Consider the following 19,343-nt stretch of genomic DNA (forward strand, 5'->3'; position numbering starts at 1 on the left):
ATGACAATAACTGCTCAACAACTGATCGCGCTGCTGCCGCTGTTGATCGTCGGATTGACAGTGGTGGTTGTGATGCTCTCCATTGCGTGGCGACGCGACCACTTTCTTAATGCCACGTTATCTGTAATCGGGCTGAATGCCGCACTGGTCTCATTGTGGTTTTCTACCCAGGTTGGCGCGATGGATGTCACGCCACTGTTGCGTGTCGATGGTTACGCTGCGCTCTATACCGGGCTGGTGCTGGCGGCAAGTCTGGCGACCTGTACCTTCGCCTATCCCTGGTTGCAGGGGTACCCGGACAACCGTGAAGAGTTTTACCTGCTGGTGCTGATTGCCGCGATGGGTGGGATTTTGCTGTCCTGCGCCAATCATATGGCTTCACTGTTTATTGGTATCGAGCTGATTTCTTTACCGCTGTTTGGCCTGGTTGGCTATGCCTACCGGCAAAAACGCTCACTTGAAGCCAGTATCAAATACACCATTATGTCTGCTGCTGCATCGTCTTTCCTGCTGTTTGGTATTGCGCTGCTGTATGCGGAGTCTGGCAGTCTGTCTTTTGTCAGTATTGGCAAGAGCCTCAACGACAATATGCTCCATGAGCCCCTGTTACTGGCCGGGCTGGGTATGATGATTGTCGGGTTAGGTTTCAAACTGTCGCTGGTGCCGTTCCACCTGTGGACGCCTGATGTTTACCAGGGCGCACCGGCACCGGTATCAACCTTCCTGGCAACTGCCAGTAAAATCGCTATTTTTGGTGTGGTGATGCGCCTGTTTCTGTACGCCCCGATGGGCGACAGCGAAGCAGTGCGTATTGTTCTGGGGATAATCGCGTTTGCCTCTATCCTGTTCGGGAACCTGATGGCACTGAGCCAGACCAATATTAAACGCCTGCTCGGTTACTCATCTATTTCTCACCTGGGGTATTTGCTGGTAGCGTTAATTGCGCTGCACAGTGGCGACGTCTCCATGGAAGCAGTGGGTGTTTACCTGACCGGTTATCTGTTCAGCAGCCTGGGCGCGTTTGGTATTGTCAGCCTGATGTCCAGCCCTTACCGTGGCCCGGATGCCGATACCCTGTATTCCTACCGTGGCCTGTTCTGGCACCGTCCTGTTCTTGCGGCAGTGATGACTGTCATGATGCTTTCCCTGGCCGGGATCCCGATGACCCTGGGCTTTATCGGTAAGTTCTATATTCTTGCTGTGGGTGTGCATGCACACTTGTGGTGGCTGACAGGCGCTGTTGTGGTGGGGAGTGCGATTGGCCTGTACTACTACTTGCGCGTTACTGTCAGTCTCTACTTGTCCAAACCACAGCAACCCGCTCGTGATACCCCGTCTAACTGGGCATTCACTGCGGGTGGTGTTGTGGTGCTGATCTCTGCTGTTCTGGTGTTGCTGTTAGGGATTTGGCCGCAGCCACTGATTAGCCTGGTGCAACTGGCTCAGCCTTTGATGTAATCACTGTATTACCAACAGGTATACTCATATTAAACCGCCGGAAACGGCGGTTTTTTTGTCGGGAACACAGCAGGAGAAAACCATGATGACCTGGCAGAACTTACACCATTCGGAACTGACTGTCCCGCAGTTATACGCGCTGTTGCACCTGCGCTGCGCGGTATTTGTTGTTGAGCAAAACTGCCCGTACCTGGATGTTGATGGCGAGGATTTATCAGGTGAAAACCGCCATATTCTTGGCTGGCAGGGCGGCAAACTGGTGGCTTACGCCCGCATACTGACCAGCGACCGCCACCACCCGCTGGTGATTGGCCGCGTGATAGTTAACCCTGCCTGCCGGGGGCAAAAACTGGGGAACCAGCTTCTGGAACACGTAATGGCTGCTTGCCAGCGACACTGGCCGGGTGTTGTACCTTATCTCAGTGCCCAGGCGCATTTACAGCATTTCTACCAACAATTTGGCTTTGAGCCGGTCACCGATGTGTACCTTGAAGATGATATCCCCCACCGCGGCATGGCATGGATAAAAAATACACAAAATAACGTAGGTTAACTATAGTAAACAGACTCTGGGAAAAAACATAATAAGTGAGCGCGCCATGAGCGACGACCTTCAACGGCGGGTTATCCGTGCCCGCCAAAATGTTACTGGCCTGAGCCAGTGTATAACCACGTTACTGAATTACCCTGATAGCTGGTCTGAAACCGGGTATGCGTTGCTACTGGTGCGGGCCGACACCCAGCTTGGCCGGTTGCAAAGGCAGTTGCGTATTCGCAAAGTGATTGCTCTTCCTGCGGATGCGCAGAGCCTGTCATTCAGCCATTATGTGTAAGCCTGCCTGCGGCATTTGCGTGCATAGCGTTAAATCTGCCTCATAACCGCATTTTTTGGTGCAGCCAAACGGCCTGGCGGCATTCTATTTCTGTTCTGACCACGTATAATTTGGGGTTTTTACGTGGCGGGATAGCAAATGGAACTGACACAGGCGGTGAAAGCGCTGCAGCAAGCGTTACGCAAAGAACTTCCCGACACGCCCGGCGTAAGAATAATGTCGGTGCCACTGAGCCTTGCCGGTAACCAGGAGCCGCTGTGCTGGCTGAACAGCCAGGCCTGCTGGCCACAGTTTTACTGGCAGCACCGTGACGGCCATGAAGAATACGCCGTACTGTGTGCATTGCGTACCTTCACCTCACTGGCTGAAGGGCAGCGTTTCCTTTCCTGCTTTCCTGAATACCCGGAGCTACGCCTGTGGGGGCTGAATGCGTTTGACCCGCAACACGGGCAACTGTTTCTCCCTCGTCTCACCTGGCAACGGCAGGGTTCACAGGCCCGGCTGGTCCTGAACTTATACAGCGAAACCAGCCTGCGTGAAGCGGCGGCAGAGGCTGAATCCTGGTTGTCCGGCTTATGCCCGGCTGCCGTAATCCCTGAACTGGCCGCACGGGTCTGTGAGCAGGTGCATTTGCCTGCAGAAGTTCAGTGGCTCGCCCTGGTAACCGAGGCAACGCAGGCTATTAGCCGGGGGCAATTCGACAAAGTCGTGCTGGCACGGGCAACGGATGTGCAACTCACCCAGCCCATGTCTCCCGCCTGGCTGATGCATGCCAGCCGCCAGCATAACAGCCGCTGCTATCACTTTTATATGGCCTTTGACTCCCGCCAGGCCTTTCTGGGTTCTTCACCTGAGCGCCTGTGGCACAGGGCGGGGCGGCAATTATCAACCGAAGCCCTGGCCGGAACCGTTGGCCGTGATGCAGATGACAGCCAGGCAGACCAACAAAGCCAGTGGTTGCTGAAAGATAAAAAGAATCAGCATGAAAACTGGCTGGTGGTTGAAGATATTTGCCAACGGCTGCAGGCAGTCGCCGGGCAGATTGATGTGGAGCCTGTACAAGTGATTCGCTTGCGAAAAGTACAACACTTACACCGGGCCATCACTGCCACCCTCAACTACGCAGATGACACTGCATGCCTGATGCAGTTACAGCCCACAGCGGCGGTGGCCGGGTTGCCACGCAAAGATGCACTGGCTTTTATTTATGCACACGAACCTTTCAACCGTGGCTGGTATGCCGGGTCTGCCGGTTATCTCAGCCTGGCAACCTCCGAGTTTTGTGTGGCACTGCGTTCTGCACTGGTTCAGTACAATAACGTCAGGCTTTATGCCGGTGCGGGTATTGTGGCGCAGTCAAACCCGGCAGAAGAATGGCTGGAAATTGAAAATAAAGTGGCGGCATTACGTTCATTATTCAGCTGAAAGCGGATAAACCGATGTATATCAATGTCTGCCAGTTTGCCGACGCTATACTTTTTTGCAAATGCTATTGCGGGTCAAGTTATGTCGTTAAGCACGTTCAACCGGCGCTGGGCCGCCGTCATTTTGCAGGCATTACACCATAATGGAGTCCGGCATGTGTGTATTGCTCCGGGTTCCCGTTCCACACCACTGACACTGGCCGCCACTCAAACGCCAGGGTTTGTGTTTCATACCCATTTTGATGAACGTGGGCTGGGGCACCTTGCGCTTGGCCTTGCCAAAGCCACTGGTGAGCCGGTTGCGGTCATTGTGACTTCAGGTACTGCGGTAGCAAATATTTATCCTGCGGTAATTGAAGCGGGTCTGACTGGCGAAAAACTGGTGGTCCTGACCGCCGATCGCCCGCCGGAATTAATTGATTGTGGCGCCAACCAGGCTATTGTTCAGCCGGGTATTTATGGCGCACACCCTGCCGCCACGCTGAATCTACCTCGCCCCACAGAATCCATTCCTGCACGCTGGTTAGCCAGTGCCATTGACAGCCAAATGGGCGCATTGCGCCATGGTGCGCTGCATATCAACTGCCCATTTGCAGAGCCTTTATATGGCGAAATGGATGATACCGGCCTTGCCTGGCAGCAGGCACTGGGAAACTGGTGGCAGGGTGAAAAACCATGGCAAGCTTTTAGTGCCGCGCAGGGGGTTACCCCGCAGCCTGACTGGCATAGCTGGCGGCAGAAAAAAGGGGTAGTTATTGCTGGCAGAATGACTGCTCAGGAAGGTGAACGGGTGGCTCACTGGGCCAGTACGCTTGGCTGGCCGCTGATTAGTGATATCCAGTCCCAAACCGGGCAACCCTTGCCTTATGCTGACCTCTGGCTTGCCAACCCCGGTGCGCTCCAGGTGCTGGAGCAGGCGCGTATCGTTGTGCAGTTTGGCGCGAGCCTCACCAGTAAACGCTTACTGCAGTGGCAGGCCAGCGGGCATCAGGACAACTGGTGGCTGGTGGATCCTTTACCCGGGCGGCTTGACCCGGGGCATCACCGTGGGCGGCGAATTCAGGCAACTGTTGAAGCCTGGCTGGATGTACACCCGGCGCACAAGCAGGTGAGCTGGGCAGACGCACTCCAACCTTATGTGCAGCAGGCGGCAGTGGCCGTAGATACAGAAATTCCGCCAGCGGGTGAAGCCGGGCTGGCGAAGAGTTTGCCCCGGTTATTACCAGAAAAAGGCCAACTGTTTATTGGCAACAGTTTGTCGGTGCGCCTGGTGGATGCATTGGCGCAACTACCCTGTGGGTACCCTGTCTACGGCAACCGTGGTGCCAGTGGTATTGATGGGCTGGTGGCGACTCTTGCGGGGGTCGCACGGGCGGCCTGCAAGCCAACGCTTGCTGTGCTGGGGGATTTATCTGCACTGTACGACCTCAACTCACTGGCATTATTAAGATCCTGCCCGGCTCCGGTTGCACTGGTGGTGGTGAATAACAACGGTGGGCAAATCTTTTCGCTGCTTCCCACACCTGCAGAAGTGAGAAGTGAATTCTATGCCATGCCGCAGAACGTAGATTTTCGCCATGGCGCCGCGTTGTTTGGCCTGCCATATATTGCACCGCAGTCTCTTGAAGAGTTAGCCGGGAGCCTGAAGCAGTGCTGGTCCGGGCCAGCAGTAGCAACCGTGATTGAACTGAAAGTGCCGGAAGCTGAAGGGGCCGCGATGTTACAAAAACTGGTTGCCAGGGCCAGCCAGCAATGACGCTTGCCGGGCAGATAATACCGGGAGAGCAGCCTCAGCTACCGTATCTGGTTTGGCTGCATGGCTTCCTTGGCTCAGCCGATGACTGGCAGGCAACCCGCAAAGCGTTTACTCGCTGGCCACAACTCTACCTTGACCTCCCAGGCCACGGCGCATCTGAAAACGTTGCCATACCAGGGTTCGCAGAGTTCTTCACGCAACTTACCCATACGCTTGCGGAGCGGAATATTACGCGTTACTGGCTTATAGGGTATTCACTGGGGGGCAGGCTGGCTATGTACACGGCCTGCCAGCAGCCTGCCGGCCTGCAGGGGATTATTATTGAAGGTGGTAACCCGGGCCTGACTGATCCACAGGAACGGTTACTGCGTATTGAATCTGACCAGCGCTGGGCGCTGCGGTTTGCGGCAGAGCCTCTGGAACAGGTGCTGGATGCCTGGTATCGCCAGCCCGTATTTGCTTCACTTTCTAATGCAGCACGCCAGCAATTAATCAAGGAACGCGCTGGCAACCAGCCTGCCGCTCTCGGCAGCGCACTGGGTAACCTTTCGTTAGGTCTCCAGCCGTGGCTGGGTGATGCATTAGCCGCGCTACCTGTGCCATTCCATTATCTGTGTGGCGCACGGGACCAAAAATTTCAGGCCATTGCCCGTGCGCTGGGCATGCCTTTTCATCTGATTGAACATGCCGGGCACAATGCCCACCGGGAGAATCCGGCGGCATATTGCCAGTGTGTTATTGATATTTTGACTCACTATTCTGAGGAACAGCCATGATTTACCCCGATGAACAAGAACTGTATGCCCCTGTCTCCTGGCAGGACTGCTCTGAAGGTTATGATGATATCCGCTACCACAAATCGGCAGAAGGGATCGCGAAAATCACCATTAACCGCCCGCAAGTGCGTAATGCCTTTCGCCCGCAGACCGTTAAAGAGATGATTCAGGCGCTGGCTGATGCGCGGTATGACGACAATATCGGTGTCATTGTGCTGACCGGGGAAGGCGATAAAGCATTCTGTTCCGGTGGTGACCAGAAAGTGCGCGGCGATTACGGTGGTTATAAAGACGACTCTGGCGTGCACCACCTGAATGTACTGGATTTTCAACGCCAAATCCGTACCTGCCCGAAACCTGTCGTGGCGATGGTTGCCGGTTACTCCATTGGTGGCGGTCATGTGTTACACCTGATGTGCGACCTCACTATTGCGGCTGAAAATGCCATTTTTGGCCAGACCGGGCCAAAAGTGGGTTCGTTTGATGGTGGCTGGGGCGCATCTTATATGGCACGCATTGTCGGCCAGAAAAAAGCGCGCGAAATTTGGTTCCTGTGCCGCCAGTACGATGCACAGCAGGCGCTGGATATGGGGCTGGTCAATACGGTTGTGCCACTGGAAAGTCTTGAAAAAGAAACTGTACGCTGGTGCCGTGAAATGCTGAAAAACAGCCCGATGGCACTGCGTTGCCTGAAAGCCGCACTGAATGCTGATTGTGATGGTCAGGCCGGGTTACAGGAACTGGCGGGTAACGCCACGATGCTGTTCTATATGACAGAAGAAGGCCAGGAAGGGCGCAACGCATTCAACCAGAAGCGCCAGCCAGATTTCACTAAATTCAAACGGAACCCGTAATGCGACAGGCACAACTCTGGCGTTACACCATTCCCATGGATACCGGTGTGGTGATTCGCGACCGCCGGCTGAAAATGCGTGAAGGGTTGGTGGTTGAACTGTGTGAAGGCAATCAGCGGGGATGGGGCGAAATTGCTCCATTGCCTGGCCTGAGTACAGAGAGCCTTGAAGAAGCGCAGTCTGCTGCCCTGCACTGGTTGTCTGGCTGGCGGGCAGGGCAGTCTCCTGAACTCCCGGCACAACCTTCTGTGGCTTTTGGGCTGAGTTGTGCGCTGGCGGAGCTGTCTGGTGAACTGCCACAAGCGGCGAATTACCACTCGGTGCCGCTGTGTACCGGTGACCCGGATGCGTTATTTGCGCTATTGCAAGGGTTACCAGGCCGCAAAGAGGCCAAAATAAAAGTGGGCCTCTATGAGGCGGTACGCGATGGCATGGTGGTCAGCTTATTGCTGGATGCCATTCCGGACCTCTGGCTGCGCCTGGATGCCAACCGGAGCTGGTCTGCACAAAAAGCCTCGCAGTTTGCCCGCTATGTACCAGAGGCGCTGCGCTCACGAATAGCGTTTTTTGAAGAACCGTGTAAAACCCCGGAATTGTCACTGGCATTTGCCCGGGACACCGGTATTAAACTGGCGTGGGATGAAAGCCTGCGCGACGGGCAAGTGGCGATAAGCCCGTGCCCGGAAGTCAACACCCTGGTGATTAAACCCTCACTGACTGGCAGCCTGCAACAGGTGCAGGAATGGGTTAACCAGGCACATGTGTGTGGCATGAACGTGGTAATCAGTTCGGCGATTGAATCAAGCCTTGGGCTAACACAACTGGCGCGTATCGCCGCCTGGTTGACACCCCAAATAACGCCGGGGCTGGATACGCTCTCTTTGATGCAGGCACAGTTATTACGTCCCTGGCCGGGAAGTCCATTGCCGCTAATCAGCCAGCCTGAGCTGGAGTTGGTGCAATGACGCTGGCGAATTACCCGTGGCGCCACTGGGCGAGCTTTGCACCTGAGAAAGTGGCATTGCATACCCAAAATGGTGAAATAAGCTGGCAGCACCTGGCACACCAGGTAGATAACCTGGCGGCCAGCTTTCATCGCCAGGGTGTGAATGCCGGAATGGGCGTTGCCCTGCGTGGGCGCAACAGTATGCCGTTATTATTAAGCTGGCTGGCGCTGTTGCAATGTGGTGCCCGGGTGTTACCGCTCAACCCGCAACTGCCGGATACCTTGCTGGCAGCACTTATCCCGTCGCTGTCCATCCATTTTGCCCTGAGTTTTGACTGTGATGCGGTGCCTGGCCCTGCCGTTTTGCATTACCAGCCGCTGGCTGGCGAATGGGCAGAGCCGTGGCAACCGGAGCGCTTTGTCTCCATGACCCTGACCTCCGGCTCCACTGGCTTGCCAAAAGCCGCAGTGCATACAGCCAGCGCGCAACTTGCCAGTGCGCGGGGGGTAACAGCACTGATGGCATTTGGCTGTGATGACTGCTGGTTATTGTCACTGCCACTGTTTCATGTCTCCGGCCAGGGGATTTTATGGCGCTGGCTGGTAACCGGGGCCGCGCTGGCATTGCGCCCGGAGCAGCCGCTGGCTTTGGCATTACAGGGGTGCACGCATGCCTCACTGGTTCCAACGCAGTTATGGCGGTTACTGAGCGATAACCCGGTTTCGTTAAGCAATTTAAAGGCAGTATTGTTGGGTGGGGCTGCAATTCCTGTCGCTTTAACTGATACAGCACAACAGCATGGTATTGCTTGCTGGTGTGGCTACGGTATGACCGAAATGGCTTCCACCGTGGCAGCCAAACGCGCCGATGGCTGTGGGGACGTGGGGCAGCCATTAGCAGGCCGCCAGGTGCGTGTTGTAGACAATGAGGTCTGGTTACGGGGTGACAGCCTGGCGTCCGGTTACTGGCGCCAGGGCCATTTACTGCCACTGCTGAACGCTGAGGGGTGGTTTGCTACCCGGGACCGCGGAACATATACCAGCAATACGCTCACCATTCACGGGCGGCTTGATAATCTCTTTTTCAGTGGTGGAGAAAGCATTCAACCGGAAGAAGTTGAGCGGGTTATCATGGCGCATCCTCAGGTTCAACAGGTCATCGTTGTGCCCCGTATTGATGAAGAGTTTGGGCACCGCCCGGTCGCTGTTGTGGAACTGGCAGACCCCAATGCGCTGGCAACATTAAGTGACTGGGTACGGGATAAACTGGCTCGTTTCCAGCAACCCGTTCAGTGGTTACTGTTGCCAGATGCATTACGCCAGGGCGGCATTAAAATTGCCCGTAACGCCGTGATGCAGTGGGTTGCAGAACAACAATAAACGCACCAGAGCGTGCTTGTTACATTCTGTAGAGAAAGCACCAGATTTCCGTCTTGAATGTCGCCCTCCAGCGGGTAAAATCCGCTTTGCGCTTCAACAGGTTAATTTGCCAGGTATCAGAGTTCAGGAAAATAAAATGAATAAATATCTATTGTTGGCAGTCAGTGGGCTTTTTGCAGTATCTGGCTCAGCCAGTGCCATAGGGATTTACGGCCAGGCCGGGCATAAATACACCAGTATTGGTGTGGGCATGGGGACGTCTACCAGCGGTGTGGCACTCAGTGGCGACTGGACCCGTCATAATGATGATGGTTATATCGCGGACCTGGGGCTGGGCTACAACCTGCCTGTTGGCCCGGCAATGGTTACCCTGGGCGGTAAAGGTCTGTATATCAAGCCTGACCAGGGGAAAACTGGCTACGCGCTGGGAATTGGCGGCGGTCTGAGTGTACCGGTTGTGAGCCATGTTTCTGTCTTCGGGCAGTACTATTACGCGCCAGATGCCTTTGCTTCGGGTATTGATTCCTACCAGGAAGTGCAGGCTGGTGGCCGCTGGATGGTGTTCCGCCCGTTAACGGTTGAAGCCGGTTATCGCTATATGAGCCTGAAAGACCGTAACGACAACCGGAATACGATTATTGATGGCCCGTATCTGGGCGTCAGTGCGGCGTTTTAATCACTTCACAGTTACCTTCCCCACAAACCTTATGCCGCGTATCAATCTGCGTGCGGCGTAAGGTGAAACAGGTGTACCTCTGTATTTACCTGGCCACTGCGCTATAGTGGTGGCTTCCCTCCCAATGGAGTATATCGATGTTAAATGTGGAAATGCTCTCTACCGGCGATGAAGTGCTGTATGGGCAGATAGTCGATACCAATGCATCCTGGCTTGCTGATTTCTTATTTGAACAGGGTTTCCCCATGACCCGCCGCCAAACGGTCGGGGATAAATTTGCCGACCTGGTGGCGGTACTGCAGGCGCGCAGCCATGAGGCGGATATTCTGATAGTCAATGGCGGCCTGGGGCCAACCAGTGACGACCTGAGCGCAGAAGCTGCCGCGAAAGCTGCGGGTACAGAGTTGGTTATCCATGAAGAGTGGCTGGCGCATATGGCGCGTTTCTTTGAAGAGCGCGGCAGGCCTATGGCCCCCAGTAACCGCAAGCAGGCGATGATCCCGGCGGGCAGTGAAATGATTGATAACCCGGTTGGGACTGCCTGCGGGTTTGCCATGCAGCTTAACCGTTGCCTGATATTTTTCACTCCGGGTGTTCCTTCTGAATTTAAACAGATGGTTGAGCAGGAAATTTTACCGCGCCTGCGCAAGCGTTACCCCAGCATTGAAATGCCGTTATGCCTGCGCATGACCACATTTGGCCGTTCTGAAAGCGATCTCGCCCAACAACTCGATCCCCTGCCATTACCAGAAGGCGTGGTACTGGGTTACCGTTCTTCTATGCCAATTATCGAACTGAAGCTGACTGGCCCTTCTGCACAGCGCGCAGGCATGCAGCAGGCCTGGCAGAAAATTCGTGACGTGGTGGGTGAAAGCCTGATTTTTGAAGGAACTGAAGGGTTGCCTGCACAGCTTGCCACGCGGTTACAGGAGCAAAATCTGACTCTGGCGCTGAGTGAACAGTTTACCGCAGGTATGTTGTGCTGGCAGTTGACCAATGCTGGCGTACCGGTAGTTCAGGGGCAGGTTTTACCTTCTACAACACCAGAGAGCCTGGCGGGTTGTATTCAGCGTGCCCGGCAACTGGCTGAACAGCAGGGCAGTTCACTGGCGCTGGTGGTTGGCGCAATTGATGACAGCAGCAAACAAACGCTGGCGTTGCACACCCCAGGTAAAACTGTCGGTTTGCGGGTTAACTGGTCCGGGCGTCGCCATAGCGTGGAAACCCGCCAGGCGGTCTGTGCGATGCTGGCCATGAATATGCTGCGCCGTTGGTTAAATGGCTGGGATGTGGGCGCAGAACATGGCTGGATTCATATTGAAGAGCAACTGACACGTTCGGCCTGAGCATCACGCTGAACCGTGTATCTGGCAGCAAAGGTAGAAATAAAAAAGGGAAAACAATGTTTTCCCTTTGTGCCATTCAGCCAGCAATCTGGTTGGCCGGTAACGTGTTCACAATCAGCAATCCACTTCCACATCACCTTGTGCTTTGCAGCAACAAGGTAAAATTTCCCCGGGCTGGATAAAAGCCAGCGGCTGAGTCAGCCATTTAACCTGGCCTGCCAGCAGGCGCATACGACACGAGCCGCAATACCCTTCCCGGCACTGATACTCTACAGCCACCTTGTGTGATTCCAGGGCGGCCAGCAGTGAAGGGTGGTCGTCCTGGCACTCTAACTGGCGGCCGGACTGATGTAAGGTAATACGGTTGCTCATAGTTATAACTGGAAGTTACTCAGGTCATCAGCATCGATTTGTGAATCTATCTGGCCAACCAGGTAAGAGCTGACTTCAACTTCCTGAGGCGCAACCTGTACGTTGTCTGACACCAGCCAGGTGTTGATCCACGGGATAGGGTTGGAGCGTGTCTGGAATGGCAAGTCCAGCCCAACAGCCTGCATACGGATATTGGTAATATATTCAACATACTGGCACAGAATGTCTTTGTTCAGGCCAATCATTGAGCCGTCGCGGAACAGGTAGTTTGCCCAGTCTTTTTCCTGCTGTGCCGCCATAACAAACAGGTCATAGCTTTCCTGCTGGCACTCTTCGGCAATTTCAGCCATTTCCGGGTCGTCTTCACCGCTGCGCATCAGGTTCAGCATATGCTGAGTACCGGTAAGGTGCAGAGCTTCGTCGCGGGCAATCAGGCGGATAATTTTTGCATTGCCTTCCATCAGTTCACGCTCAGCAAAGGCGAACGAACAGGCAAAACTGACATAAAAGCGAATGGCTTCCAGTGCGTTCACACTCATCAGGCACATATAAAGCTTTTTCTTCAATTCGCGCAGGTTCACCGTAACGGTTTTACCATTTACAGTGTGTGTGCCTTCGCCCAGCAGGTGCCAGTAGCTGGTCAGTTCAATCAGCCCGTCGTAATAGGTGGAGATGTCTTTGGCGCGCTTGATTATTTCTTCGTTTTCTACGATGTCATCAAACACCACCGCCGGATCATTGACGATATTACGAATGATATGGGTGTATGAACGGGAATGAATAGTTTCAGAAAACGCCCAGGTTTCGACCCAGGTTTCCAGCTCAGGAATTGAGATAAGCGGCAGCAACGCCACGTTAGGGCTGCGCCCCTGAATGGAATCCAGTAGTGTCTGGTATTTCAGGTTGCTGATGAAAATGTGTTTTTCGTGTTCCGGTAATGCCTGGAAATCGATGCGGTCGCGCGACACATCCACTTCTTCTGGCCGCCAGAAAAATGACAGCTGTTTCTCAATCAGTTTTTCGAAAATGTCATATTTCTGCTGGTCATAGCGTGCAACGTTAACCGGTTGACCAAAAAACATAGGTTCGTTGAGCGGGTTATTTTTCTTCTGTGAAAATGTGGTGTATGCCATAAACATTGTCCTGTAAAACGCCACCATTGGCTGAGTGCCGTTTTGCTGTTCTTAACGGGCCCTTTACCGCGTGAAAAGGGAAACAGGCAGACCGGGGGACCGGCCTGCCTCTGGGTTAAATCTTACACGCGCCGCTTTCGCAACCGTCGTCCTGGATGCTGGGTGCCAGGTCGTCCTGGGCATCTTCAGCACCGTCGCGGGTGTTCTGATAATAAAGGGTTTTGACACCAAATTTATAGGCGGTGAGCAAATCCTTCAGTAATTGCTGCATCGGCACCTTTCCTGACGGGAAACGTGACGGGTCATAGTTGGTATTGGCAGAAATCGACTGGTCGATAAATTTCTGCATTACGCCAACCAGTTGCAGGTAGCCATCGTTACCCGCCATTTCCCACAGCAATTCGTATTTGTCTTTCAGTTGTTCATAATCTGGCACCACCTGGCGCAGAATACCGTCTTTCGACGCTTTCACACTGATATGCCCACGTGGTGGTTCAATACCATTGGTGGCATTGGAAATCTGTGATGACGTCTCTGACGGCATCAGAGCAGACAGCGTTGAGTTACGCAGACCATGGGTCTTGATAGACTCACGCAGGCTTTCCCAGTCGTAGTGCAGCGGTTCGTTGCAAATTGCATCCAGGTCTTTTTTGTAGGTGTCAACCGGCAGAATACCTTTGGCGTAGGTGGTTTCGTTGAACCACGGGCATGCGCCTTGCTCTTTCGCCAGCTCATTTGATGCTTTCAGCAGGTAATACTGAATGGCTTCGAAGGTTTTGTGCGTCAGATTGTTGGCACTGCCATCGGAGTAGCGCACGCCATGTTTTGCCAGGTAATAAGCGAAGTTAATCACACCAATACCCAGGGTACGGCGGCCCATGGCACCACGTTTGGCGGCCAGAATAGGGTAGTCCTGGTAATCCAGCAGGGCATCAAGTGCACGAACAGCCAGAACCGCCAGCTCTTCCAAATCTTCCAGGCTGTCGATGGCACCCAGGTTGAACGCGGACAGTGTACACAGCGCAATTTCGCCGTTTTCATCATTGATGTCATTCAGCGGCTTGGTTGGCAGTGCAATTTCCAGGCACAGGTTAGACTGGCGCACCGGGGCAACTGTTGCATCAAACGGGCTGTGGGTGTTGCAGTGGTCAACGTTCTGGATGTAAATACGGCCAGTAGAAGCACGTTCCTGCATCATCAGTGAGAACAGTTCCGCCGCTTTAACGCGCTGCTTACGGATGCTGTCGTCATTTTCATACTGGGTGTACAGGCGTTCGAACTCATCCTGGTCTGCAAAGAAGGCATCATACAGCCCCGGAACATCAGACGGGCTGAACAGAGTGATATCGCCACCTTTAAGCAGGCGGGTGTACATCAGTTTGTTGATTTGTACACCGTAGTCCATATGGCGAACACGGTTACCTTCCACCCCACGGTTGTTTTTCAACACCAGCAGGCTTTCAACTTCCAGGTGCCACATTGGGTAAAACAGTGTGGCAGCACCGCCACGCACGCCGCCCTGAGAACAGGATTTCACGGCTGTCTGGAAGTGTTTGTAGAACGGGATGCACCCGGTATGGAATGCTTCACCACCACGAATCGGGCTACCCAGTGCGCGAATGCGTCCCGCGTTAATACCAATACCGGCACGCTGAGACACATATTTCACAATAGCGCTGGATGTTGCGTTGATAGAGTCAAGGCTGTCACCACACTCAATCAGCACACAAGAGCTGAACTGGCGCGTAGGGGTACGCACACCAGACATAATTGGTGTTGGTAGTGAGATTTTGAAAGTCGACACTGCGTCATAGAAACGTTTTACGTAGTCCAGGCGGGTAGCACGCGGATAACGTGAGAACAGGCAGGCCGCAACCAGAATGTACAGGAACTGGGCGCTTTCATAAATTTCACCCGTAACGCGGTTTTGCGCCAGGTATTTCCCTTCCAGCTGTTTTACAGCCGCGTAAGAGAAGGTCATATCGCGCCAGTGGTCGATAAAACCGTCCATCTGCTGGAACTCTTCTTCCGTGTAGTCTTCCAGCAGATGAGTGTCGTATTTACCCATTTCAACCATTTTTACTACATGGTTGTAGAGTTTGGGCGGTTCGAACTGGCCAAACGCTTTTTTACGCAGGTGGAAAATAGCCAGACGGGCGGCGAGATACTGGTAGTCCGGGGCGTCGCGAGAAATCAGGTCCGCGGCTGCTTTGATAATCGTTTCATGGATATCTGAAGTGCGGATACCGTCATAAAACTGGATATGGGAACGCAGTTCAACTTGTGAAACTGAAACGTTGTGCAGGCCTTCTGCCGCCCAATCAAGGACACGATGAATTTTGTCCAGATTGATGCGCTCTGTACGGCCATCACGTTTCGTTACCAGCAGACTCTGATTCATGTGGGGTTTACCTGTCCGTGAAATAAAAATATCCCCCGCTTATCCACAGCGCAGCCTTGTGGCTAACTTTGTGGATAAATACTATATGTTGGGGGTATGGGATAACTGAATCACTATATGGTGAGTATTCTAGTAAGGAATCTTTCAATCTCAAGAGTTGATTTTGCCAAAAAATTGAGGTTCATCCTCCCTGAACAGGTAAGAATGCCCGAATGGTAAGGCCTGAAGGGGATGTCAAGCTGGAGTAACTTTTTTTAAAAAAATGACTGAATGTTGGTTTCTTGTGCGTGATGTAAATTGCGCAACTTGATGCTGCGCAATTTTTGATAGCAAAAACTTATCTCAGACCGCGTCTTTTGCGCTGGTGTGCAACATATAGTTAACATCAACGCCGGGCGCCAGGCGGAAATGATCCGTCAACGGGTTGTAATGCAAACCGGTCATATGGCGTTCACGCAAGCCGGTGTTACTGAGCCAGTGGATCAGCTCCGCAGGTTTGATAAATTTTTTAATGTCATGGGTACCTTTGGGCACCATGCGCAGAACATATTCAGCGCCAACCACTGCCATCAGCCAGGCTTTACCATTACGGTTAATGGTGGAAAAGAAAACATGGCCGCCCGGTTTGACCAGGCGTGCGCAGGCCTGCACCACAGATTGTGGGTCCGGAACATGTTCCAGCATCTCCATGCAAGTGACGACATCGTAGGCTCCGGGGTTCGCTGCGGCATGGTTTTCAACGGTTTCCTGGCGGTAATCAACCTGAATGCCGCTTTCCAGCGCGTGCAGGCGGGCCACTTGCAGGGGGTCGCCACCCATATCCAGCCCGGTTACTGTTGCGCCTTCCCGTGCCATGCTCTCTGCCAGAATGCCGCCGCCGCAACCTACATCAAGCACCTTTTTACCAAACACACCACCGCTGCGTTCATTGATATAGCCCAGGCGTAAAGGGTTAATCCGGTGAAGGGGTTTGAACTCGCCTTCCATGTCCCACCAGCGCGAGGCGATGGCTTCAAATTTAGCAATTTCGTTGTGGTCAACATTGAGCGACACCGGGGTATTTTCGTCATTCATGGACGCCAGAACTCCTCATCAATAGATGCTGCCGAGTATAACAGCCTGGCGAGACGAATAAAGCGCTGCGCCCCTCAGACAAGTTTCCCTGCCACTGCGGGAGTGTGTTATAATTTGCGACCTTTGAATCCGGGATACAGTAGAGGGATAGCGGTCAGATGAGCGACCTTGCCAGAGAAATTACACCGGTCAATATTGAGGAAGAGCTGAAAAGCTCATATCTGGATTATGCCATGTCGGTTATTGTCGGCCGTGCATTGCCAGATGTCCGTGATGGCCTCAAGCCTGTACACCGTCGCGTATTGTTCGCGATGAACGTGTTGGGCAATGACTGGAATAAAGCCTATAAAAAATCCGCCCGTGTCGTCGGTGACGTTATCGGTAAATACCATCCCCATGGTGATTCTGCAGTGTATGACACCATTGTTCGTATGGCGCAGCCATTTTCATTGCGTTATATGCTGGTCGATGGCCAGGGGAACTTTGGTTCAATCGATGGCGATTCCGCCGCGGCCATGCGTTATACAGAAATTCGTCTGGCGAAAATTGCCCATGAGTTAATGGCTGATCTTGATAAAGAAACAGTCGACTTCGTGGACAACTATGACGGAACAGAAAAAATTCCCGATGTTATGCCAACCAAAATCCCGAACCTGCTGGTTAACGGTTCTTCCGGGATTGCGGTGGGGATGGCAACTAACATACCGCCCCATAACCTGACAGAAGTGATTAACGGCTGCCTGGCGTATATCGAGGATGAAAACATCACCGTTGAAGGGTTGATGGAACACATCCCGGGGCCAGATTTCCCGACTGCGGCAATTATTAATGGCCGTCGCGGTATTGAAGAAGCGTACCGCACAGGGCGCGGGAAAATTTATATTCGCGCCAAAGCAGAGGTGGAAACCGATGCAAAATCTGGCCGCGAAACCATCATCGTGCATGAAATTCCTTATCAGGTGAACAAAGCTCGCCTGATTGAAAAAATTGCCGAGCTGGTGAAAGAGAAACGTGTTGAAGGCATCAGTGCACTGCGCGACGAGTCTGATAAAGACGGGATGCGTATTGTGATTGAAGTCAAACGCGATGCAGTGGGTGAAGTTGTGCTGAACAACCTTTACTCACAAACTCAGTTGCAGGTGTCTTTCGGGATCAACATGGTGGCATTGCACCATGGTCAGCCGAAGATCATGCCGCTGAAAGATATTCTCGAAGCTTTTGTGCGCCACCGCCGTGAAGTGGTGACTCGCCGTACAATCTTTGAACTGCGTAAAGCGCGCGACCGTGCTCATATCCTTGAAGCACTGGCTGTTGCGCTGGCGAATATCGACCCGGTTATCGAGATGATTCGCCATGCTCCGACACCTGCTGAAGCGAAAGCAGCGTTAGTGGCGCATGCGTGGGACCTGGGTAATGTGGCTGCGATGCTGGAACGTGCTGGCGACGATGCTGCCCGTCCAGAATGGCTGGAACCGCAGTTTGGGGTGCACGACGGGAAATACTACCTGACTGAGCAACAGGCTCAGGCAATTCTTGATTTGCGCCTGCAAAAACTGACCGGCCTTGAGCATGAAAAACTGCTCGATGAATACAAAGAGCTGCTGGAGCAGATTGCTGAGTTGCTGTACATCCTGTCCAGCGCAGAGCGCCTGATGGAAGTTATCCGTGAAGAGCTGGAAGCGATTCGCGACCAGTTTGGTGACGAACGTCGCACGGAAATCACTGCCAACAGCGCGGATATCAACATCGAAGATCTGATCAACCAGGAAGATGTTGTTGTTACGCTGTCGCATCAGGGCTATGTGAAATACCAGCCGCTGTCAGATTATGAAGCGCAGCGCCGTGGTGGTAAGGGTAAATCTGCTGCCCGCATTAAAGAAGAAGACTTTATTGACCGCCTGCTGGTCGCTAACACCCATGACACGATCCTGTGCTTCTCCAGCAGGGGCCGTCTGTACTGGATGAAGGTTTACCAGTTGCCGGAAGCGAGCCGTGGCGCGCGTGGCCGCCCAATCGTCAACCTGTTGCCACTGGAGCAGGACGAACGCATTACCGCGATTCTGCCAGTGCGTGAATACGAAGAAGGCGTGAATGTCTTTATGGCGACCGCGAGCGGTACTGTGAAGAAAACTGCGCTGACTGAGTTCAGCCGCCCACGTAGCGCCGGTATCATCGCTGTGAACCTTAACGAAGGCGATGAGCTGATTGGTGTGAACCTGACTCAGCAAGACGACGAAGTTATGTTGTTCTCTGCGTTTGGTAAAGTGGTGCGCTTTAAAGAAGACGCAGTGCGTGCCATGGGCCGTACAGCCACCGGTGTGCGTGGTATCAAGCTGGCAGAAAAAGACAGCGTGGTTTCACTGATTGTGCCACACGGTGAAGGTGCCATCCTGACAGTTACTCAGAACGGTTACGGTAAACGTACCGGTGAGAAAGAGTACCCAACTAAGTCCCGTGCGACTCAGGGTGTTATCTCTATCAAAGTGACTGAACGTAACGGGGAAGTGGTAGGCGCTGTTCAGGTTGATGACGCTGACCAGATTATGATGATCACCGATGCCGGTACGCTGGTGCGTACTCGCGTTTCTGAAATCAGCGTTGTGGGCCGTAACACCCAGGGCGTGATTCTGATTCGCACGGCGGAAGATGAGCACGTAGTGGGTCTGCAGCGTGTTGCTGAACCGGTAGACGACGAAGAACTCGACAGCATTGATGGTTCTGTAGCAGAAGGCGATGATGAAATAGCGCCGGAAGCGGAACAGGATGACGATGTTGCCGATGACAGTGAAGATTAATCTGAAATCATCACGTTATGAAGGGCCGGGTAACCGGCCCTTTTTCTTTGCCATTGCGACCACTCACTTTTATCGCTAAGTTAACGCTTTATTATCGATTGACTGACGCTTACCGGGCT

General features: G+C 53.4%; 16 protein-coding genes. 12 read left to right on the forward strand and 4 right to left on the reverse strand.

Annotated elements, in window-relative coordinates; translation table 11 throughout:
- The 11 genes from nuoN to DES37_RS10100 all read left to right on the forward strand — a co-directional run bounded on the left by nuoN (nucleotide 1) and on the right by DES37_RS10100 (nucleotide 11,449).
- Nucleotides 1-1,458 (forward strand): NADH-quinone oxidoreductase subunit NuoN, encoded by a 1,458-nt coding sequence (nuoN, locus tag DES37_RS10050; protein ID WP_036115965.1) that lies wholly within the window; start codon nucleotides 1-3, stop codon nucleotides 1,456-1,458.
- Between the two features lie 82 nt (nucleotides 1,459-1,540).
- Nucleotides 1,541-2,011 (forward strand): GNAT family N-acetyltransferase, encoded by a 471-nt coding sequence (locus tag DES37_RS10055; RefSeq protein ID WP_110025699.1) that lies wholly within the window; start codon nucleotides 1,541-1,543, stop codon nucleotides 2,009-2,011.
- Between the two features lie 46 nt (nucleotides 2,012-2,057).
- Nucleotides 2,058-2,291 carry a hypothetical protein gene (locus DES37_RS10060; protein WP_110025700.1) on the forward strand — a complete coding sequence of 78 codons (234 nt, stop codon included), beginning with the start codon at nucleotides 2,058-2,060 and terminating at the stop codon, nucleotides 2,289-2,291.
- Nucleotides 2,292-2,429: 138 nt separating this feature from the next.
- On the forward strand, nucleotides 2,430-3,716 hold the full coding sequence (gene menF / locus DES37_RS10065) for an isochorismate synthase MenF (protein WP_110025701.1): 1,287 nt from the start codon (nucleotides 2,430-2,432) through the stop codon (nucleotides 3,714-3,716).
- Between the two features lie 81 nt (nucleotides 3,717-3,797).
- Nucleotides 3,798-5,471 carry a 2-succinyl-5-enolpyruvyl-6-hydroxy-3-cyclohexene-1-carboxylic-acid synthase gene (menD, locus tag DES37_RS10070; RefSeq protein ID WP_110025761.1) on the forward strand — a complete coding sequence of 558 codons (1,674 nt, stop codon included), beginning with the start codon at nucleotides 3,798-3,800 and terminating at the stop codon, nucleotides 5,469-5,471.
- Entirely contained in the window at nucleotides 5,468-6,247 is a 780-nt protein-coding gene (gene menH, locus DES37_RS10075) for a 2-succinyl-6-hydroxy-2,4-cyclohexadiene-1-carboxylate synthase (protein ID WP_110025702.1), read from the forward strand. Before menD ends, menH begins: the two co-directional genes overlap by 4 nt.
- Nucleotides 6,244-7,101: a 1,4-dihydroxy-2-naphthoyl-CoA synthase gene (menB, locus tag DES37_RS10080; RefSeq protein ID WP_036115952.1), complete on the forward strand. Its 858-nt coding sequence runs from the start codon at nucleotides 6,244-6,246 to the stop codon at nucleotides 7,099-7,101. Before menH ends, menB begins: the two co-directional genes overlap by 4 nt.
- On the forward strand, nucleotides 7,101-8,066 hold the full coding sequence (gene menC, locus DES37_RS10085) for an o-succinylbenzoate synthase (protein WP_110025703.1): 966 nt from the start codon (nucleotides 7,101-7,103) through the stop codon (nucleotides 8,064-8,066). The genes menB and menC overlap by 1 nt, the downstream gene beginning before the upstream one ends.
- Nucleotides 8,063-9,427, forward strand: coding sequence for an o-succinylbenzoate--CoA ligase (gene menE, locus DES37_RS10090; RefSeq protein WP_110025704.1), 1,365 nt, complete (start codon nucleotides 8,063-8,065; stop codon nucleotides 9,425-9,427). Before menC ends, menE begins: the two co-directional genes overlap by 4 nt.
- 136 nt (nucleotides 9,428-9,563) lie before the next feature.
- Nucleotides 9,564-10,103 (forward strand): YfaZ family outer membrane protein, encoded by a 540-nt coding sequence (locus DES37_RS10095; protein ID WP_036115945.1) that lies wholly within the window; start codon nucleotides 9,564-9,566, stop codon nucleotides 10,101-10,103.
- Nucleotides 10,104-10,240: 137 nt separating this feature from the next.
- Nucleotides 10,241-11,449, forward strand: a complete 1,209-nt coding sequence (locus tag DES37_RS10100; protein ID WP_036115942.1) for a nicotinamide mononucleotide deamidase-related protein YfaY — start codon at nucleotides 10,241-10,243, stop codon at nucleotides 11,447-11,449.
- A gap of 114 nt (nucleotides 11,450-11,563) precedes the next feature.
- Here the strand turns inward: DES37_RS10100 and yfaE are convergent, their stop codons facing one another.
- The 4 genes from yfaE to ubiG all read right to left on the reverse strand — a co-directional run bounded on the left by yfaE (nucleotide 11,564) and on the right by ubiG (nucleotide 16,429).
- Nucleotides 11,564-11,821: a class I ribonucleotide reductase maintenance protein YfaE gene (gene yfaE / locus DES37_RS10105; protein ID WP_036115939.1), complete on the reverse strand. Its 258-nt coding sequence runs from the start codon at nucleotides 11,819-11,821 to the stop codon at nucleotides 11,564-11,566.
- 2 nt (nucleotides 11,822-11,823) lie between these two features.
- Entirely contained in the window at nucleotides 11,824-12,954 is a 1,131-nt protein-coding gene (gene nrdB / locus DES37_RS10110) for a class Ia ribonucleoside-diphosphate reductase subunit beta (RefSeq protein WP_036115937.1), read from the reverse strand.
- Nucleotides 12,955-13,069: 115 nt separating this feature from the next.
- Complete coding sequence (gene nrdA, locus DES37_RS10115) at nucleotides 13,070-15,355, reverse strand: class 1a ribonucleoside-diphosphate reductase subunit alpha (protein ID WP_110025705.1); 2,286 nt, start codon at nucleotides 15,353-15,355, stop codon at nucleotides 13,070-13,072.
- 342 nt (nucleotides 15,356-15,697) lie between these two features.
- Nucleotides 15,698-16,429: a bifunctional 2-polyprenyl-6-hydroxyphenol methylase/3-demethylubiquinol 3-O-methyltransferase UbiG gene (gene ubiG, locus DES37_RS10120; RefSeq protein WP_110025706.1), complete on the reverse strand. Its 732-nt coding sequence runs from the start codon at nucleotides 16,427-16,429 to the stop codon at nucleotides 15,698-15,700.
- A gap of 158 nt (nucleotides 16,430-16,587) precedes the next feature.
- Between ubiG and gyrA the strand changes: the two genes are divergently transcribed.
- Complete coding sequence (gyrA, locus tag DES37_RS10125) at nucleotides 16,588-19,224, forward strand: DNA topoisomerase (ATP-hydrolyzing) subunit A (RefSeq protein ID WP_036115930.1); 2,637 nt, start codon at nucleotides 16,588-16,590, stop codon at nucleotides 19,222-19,224.
- Nucleotides 19,225-19,343: the final 119 nt, after the last annotated feature.

The sequence above is a fragment of the Mangrovibacter plantisponsor genome (assembly GCF_003182475.1).
Taxonomy (GTDB): domain Bacteria; phylum Pseudomonadota; class Gammaproteobacteria; order Enterobacterales; family Enterobacteriaceae; genus Mangrovibacter; species Mangrovibacter plantisponsor.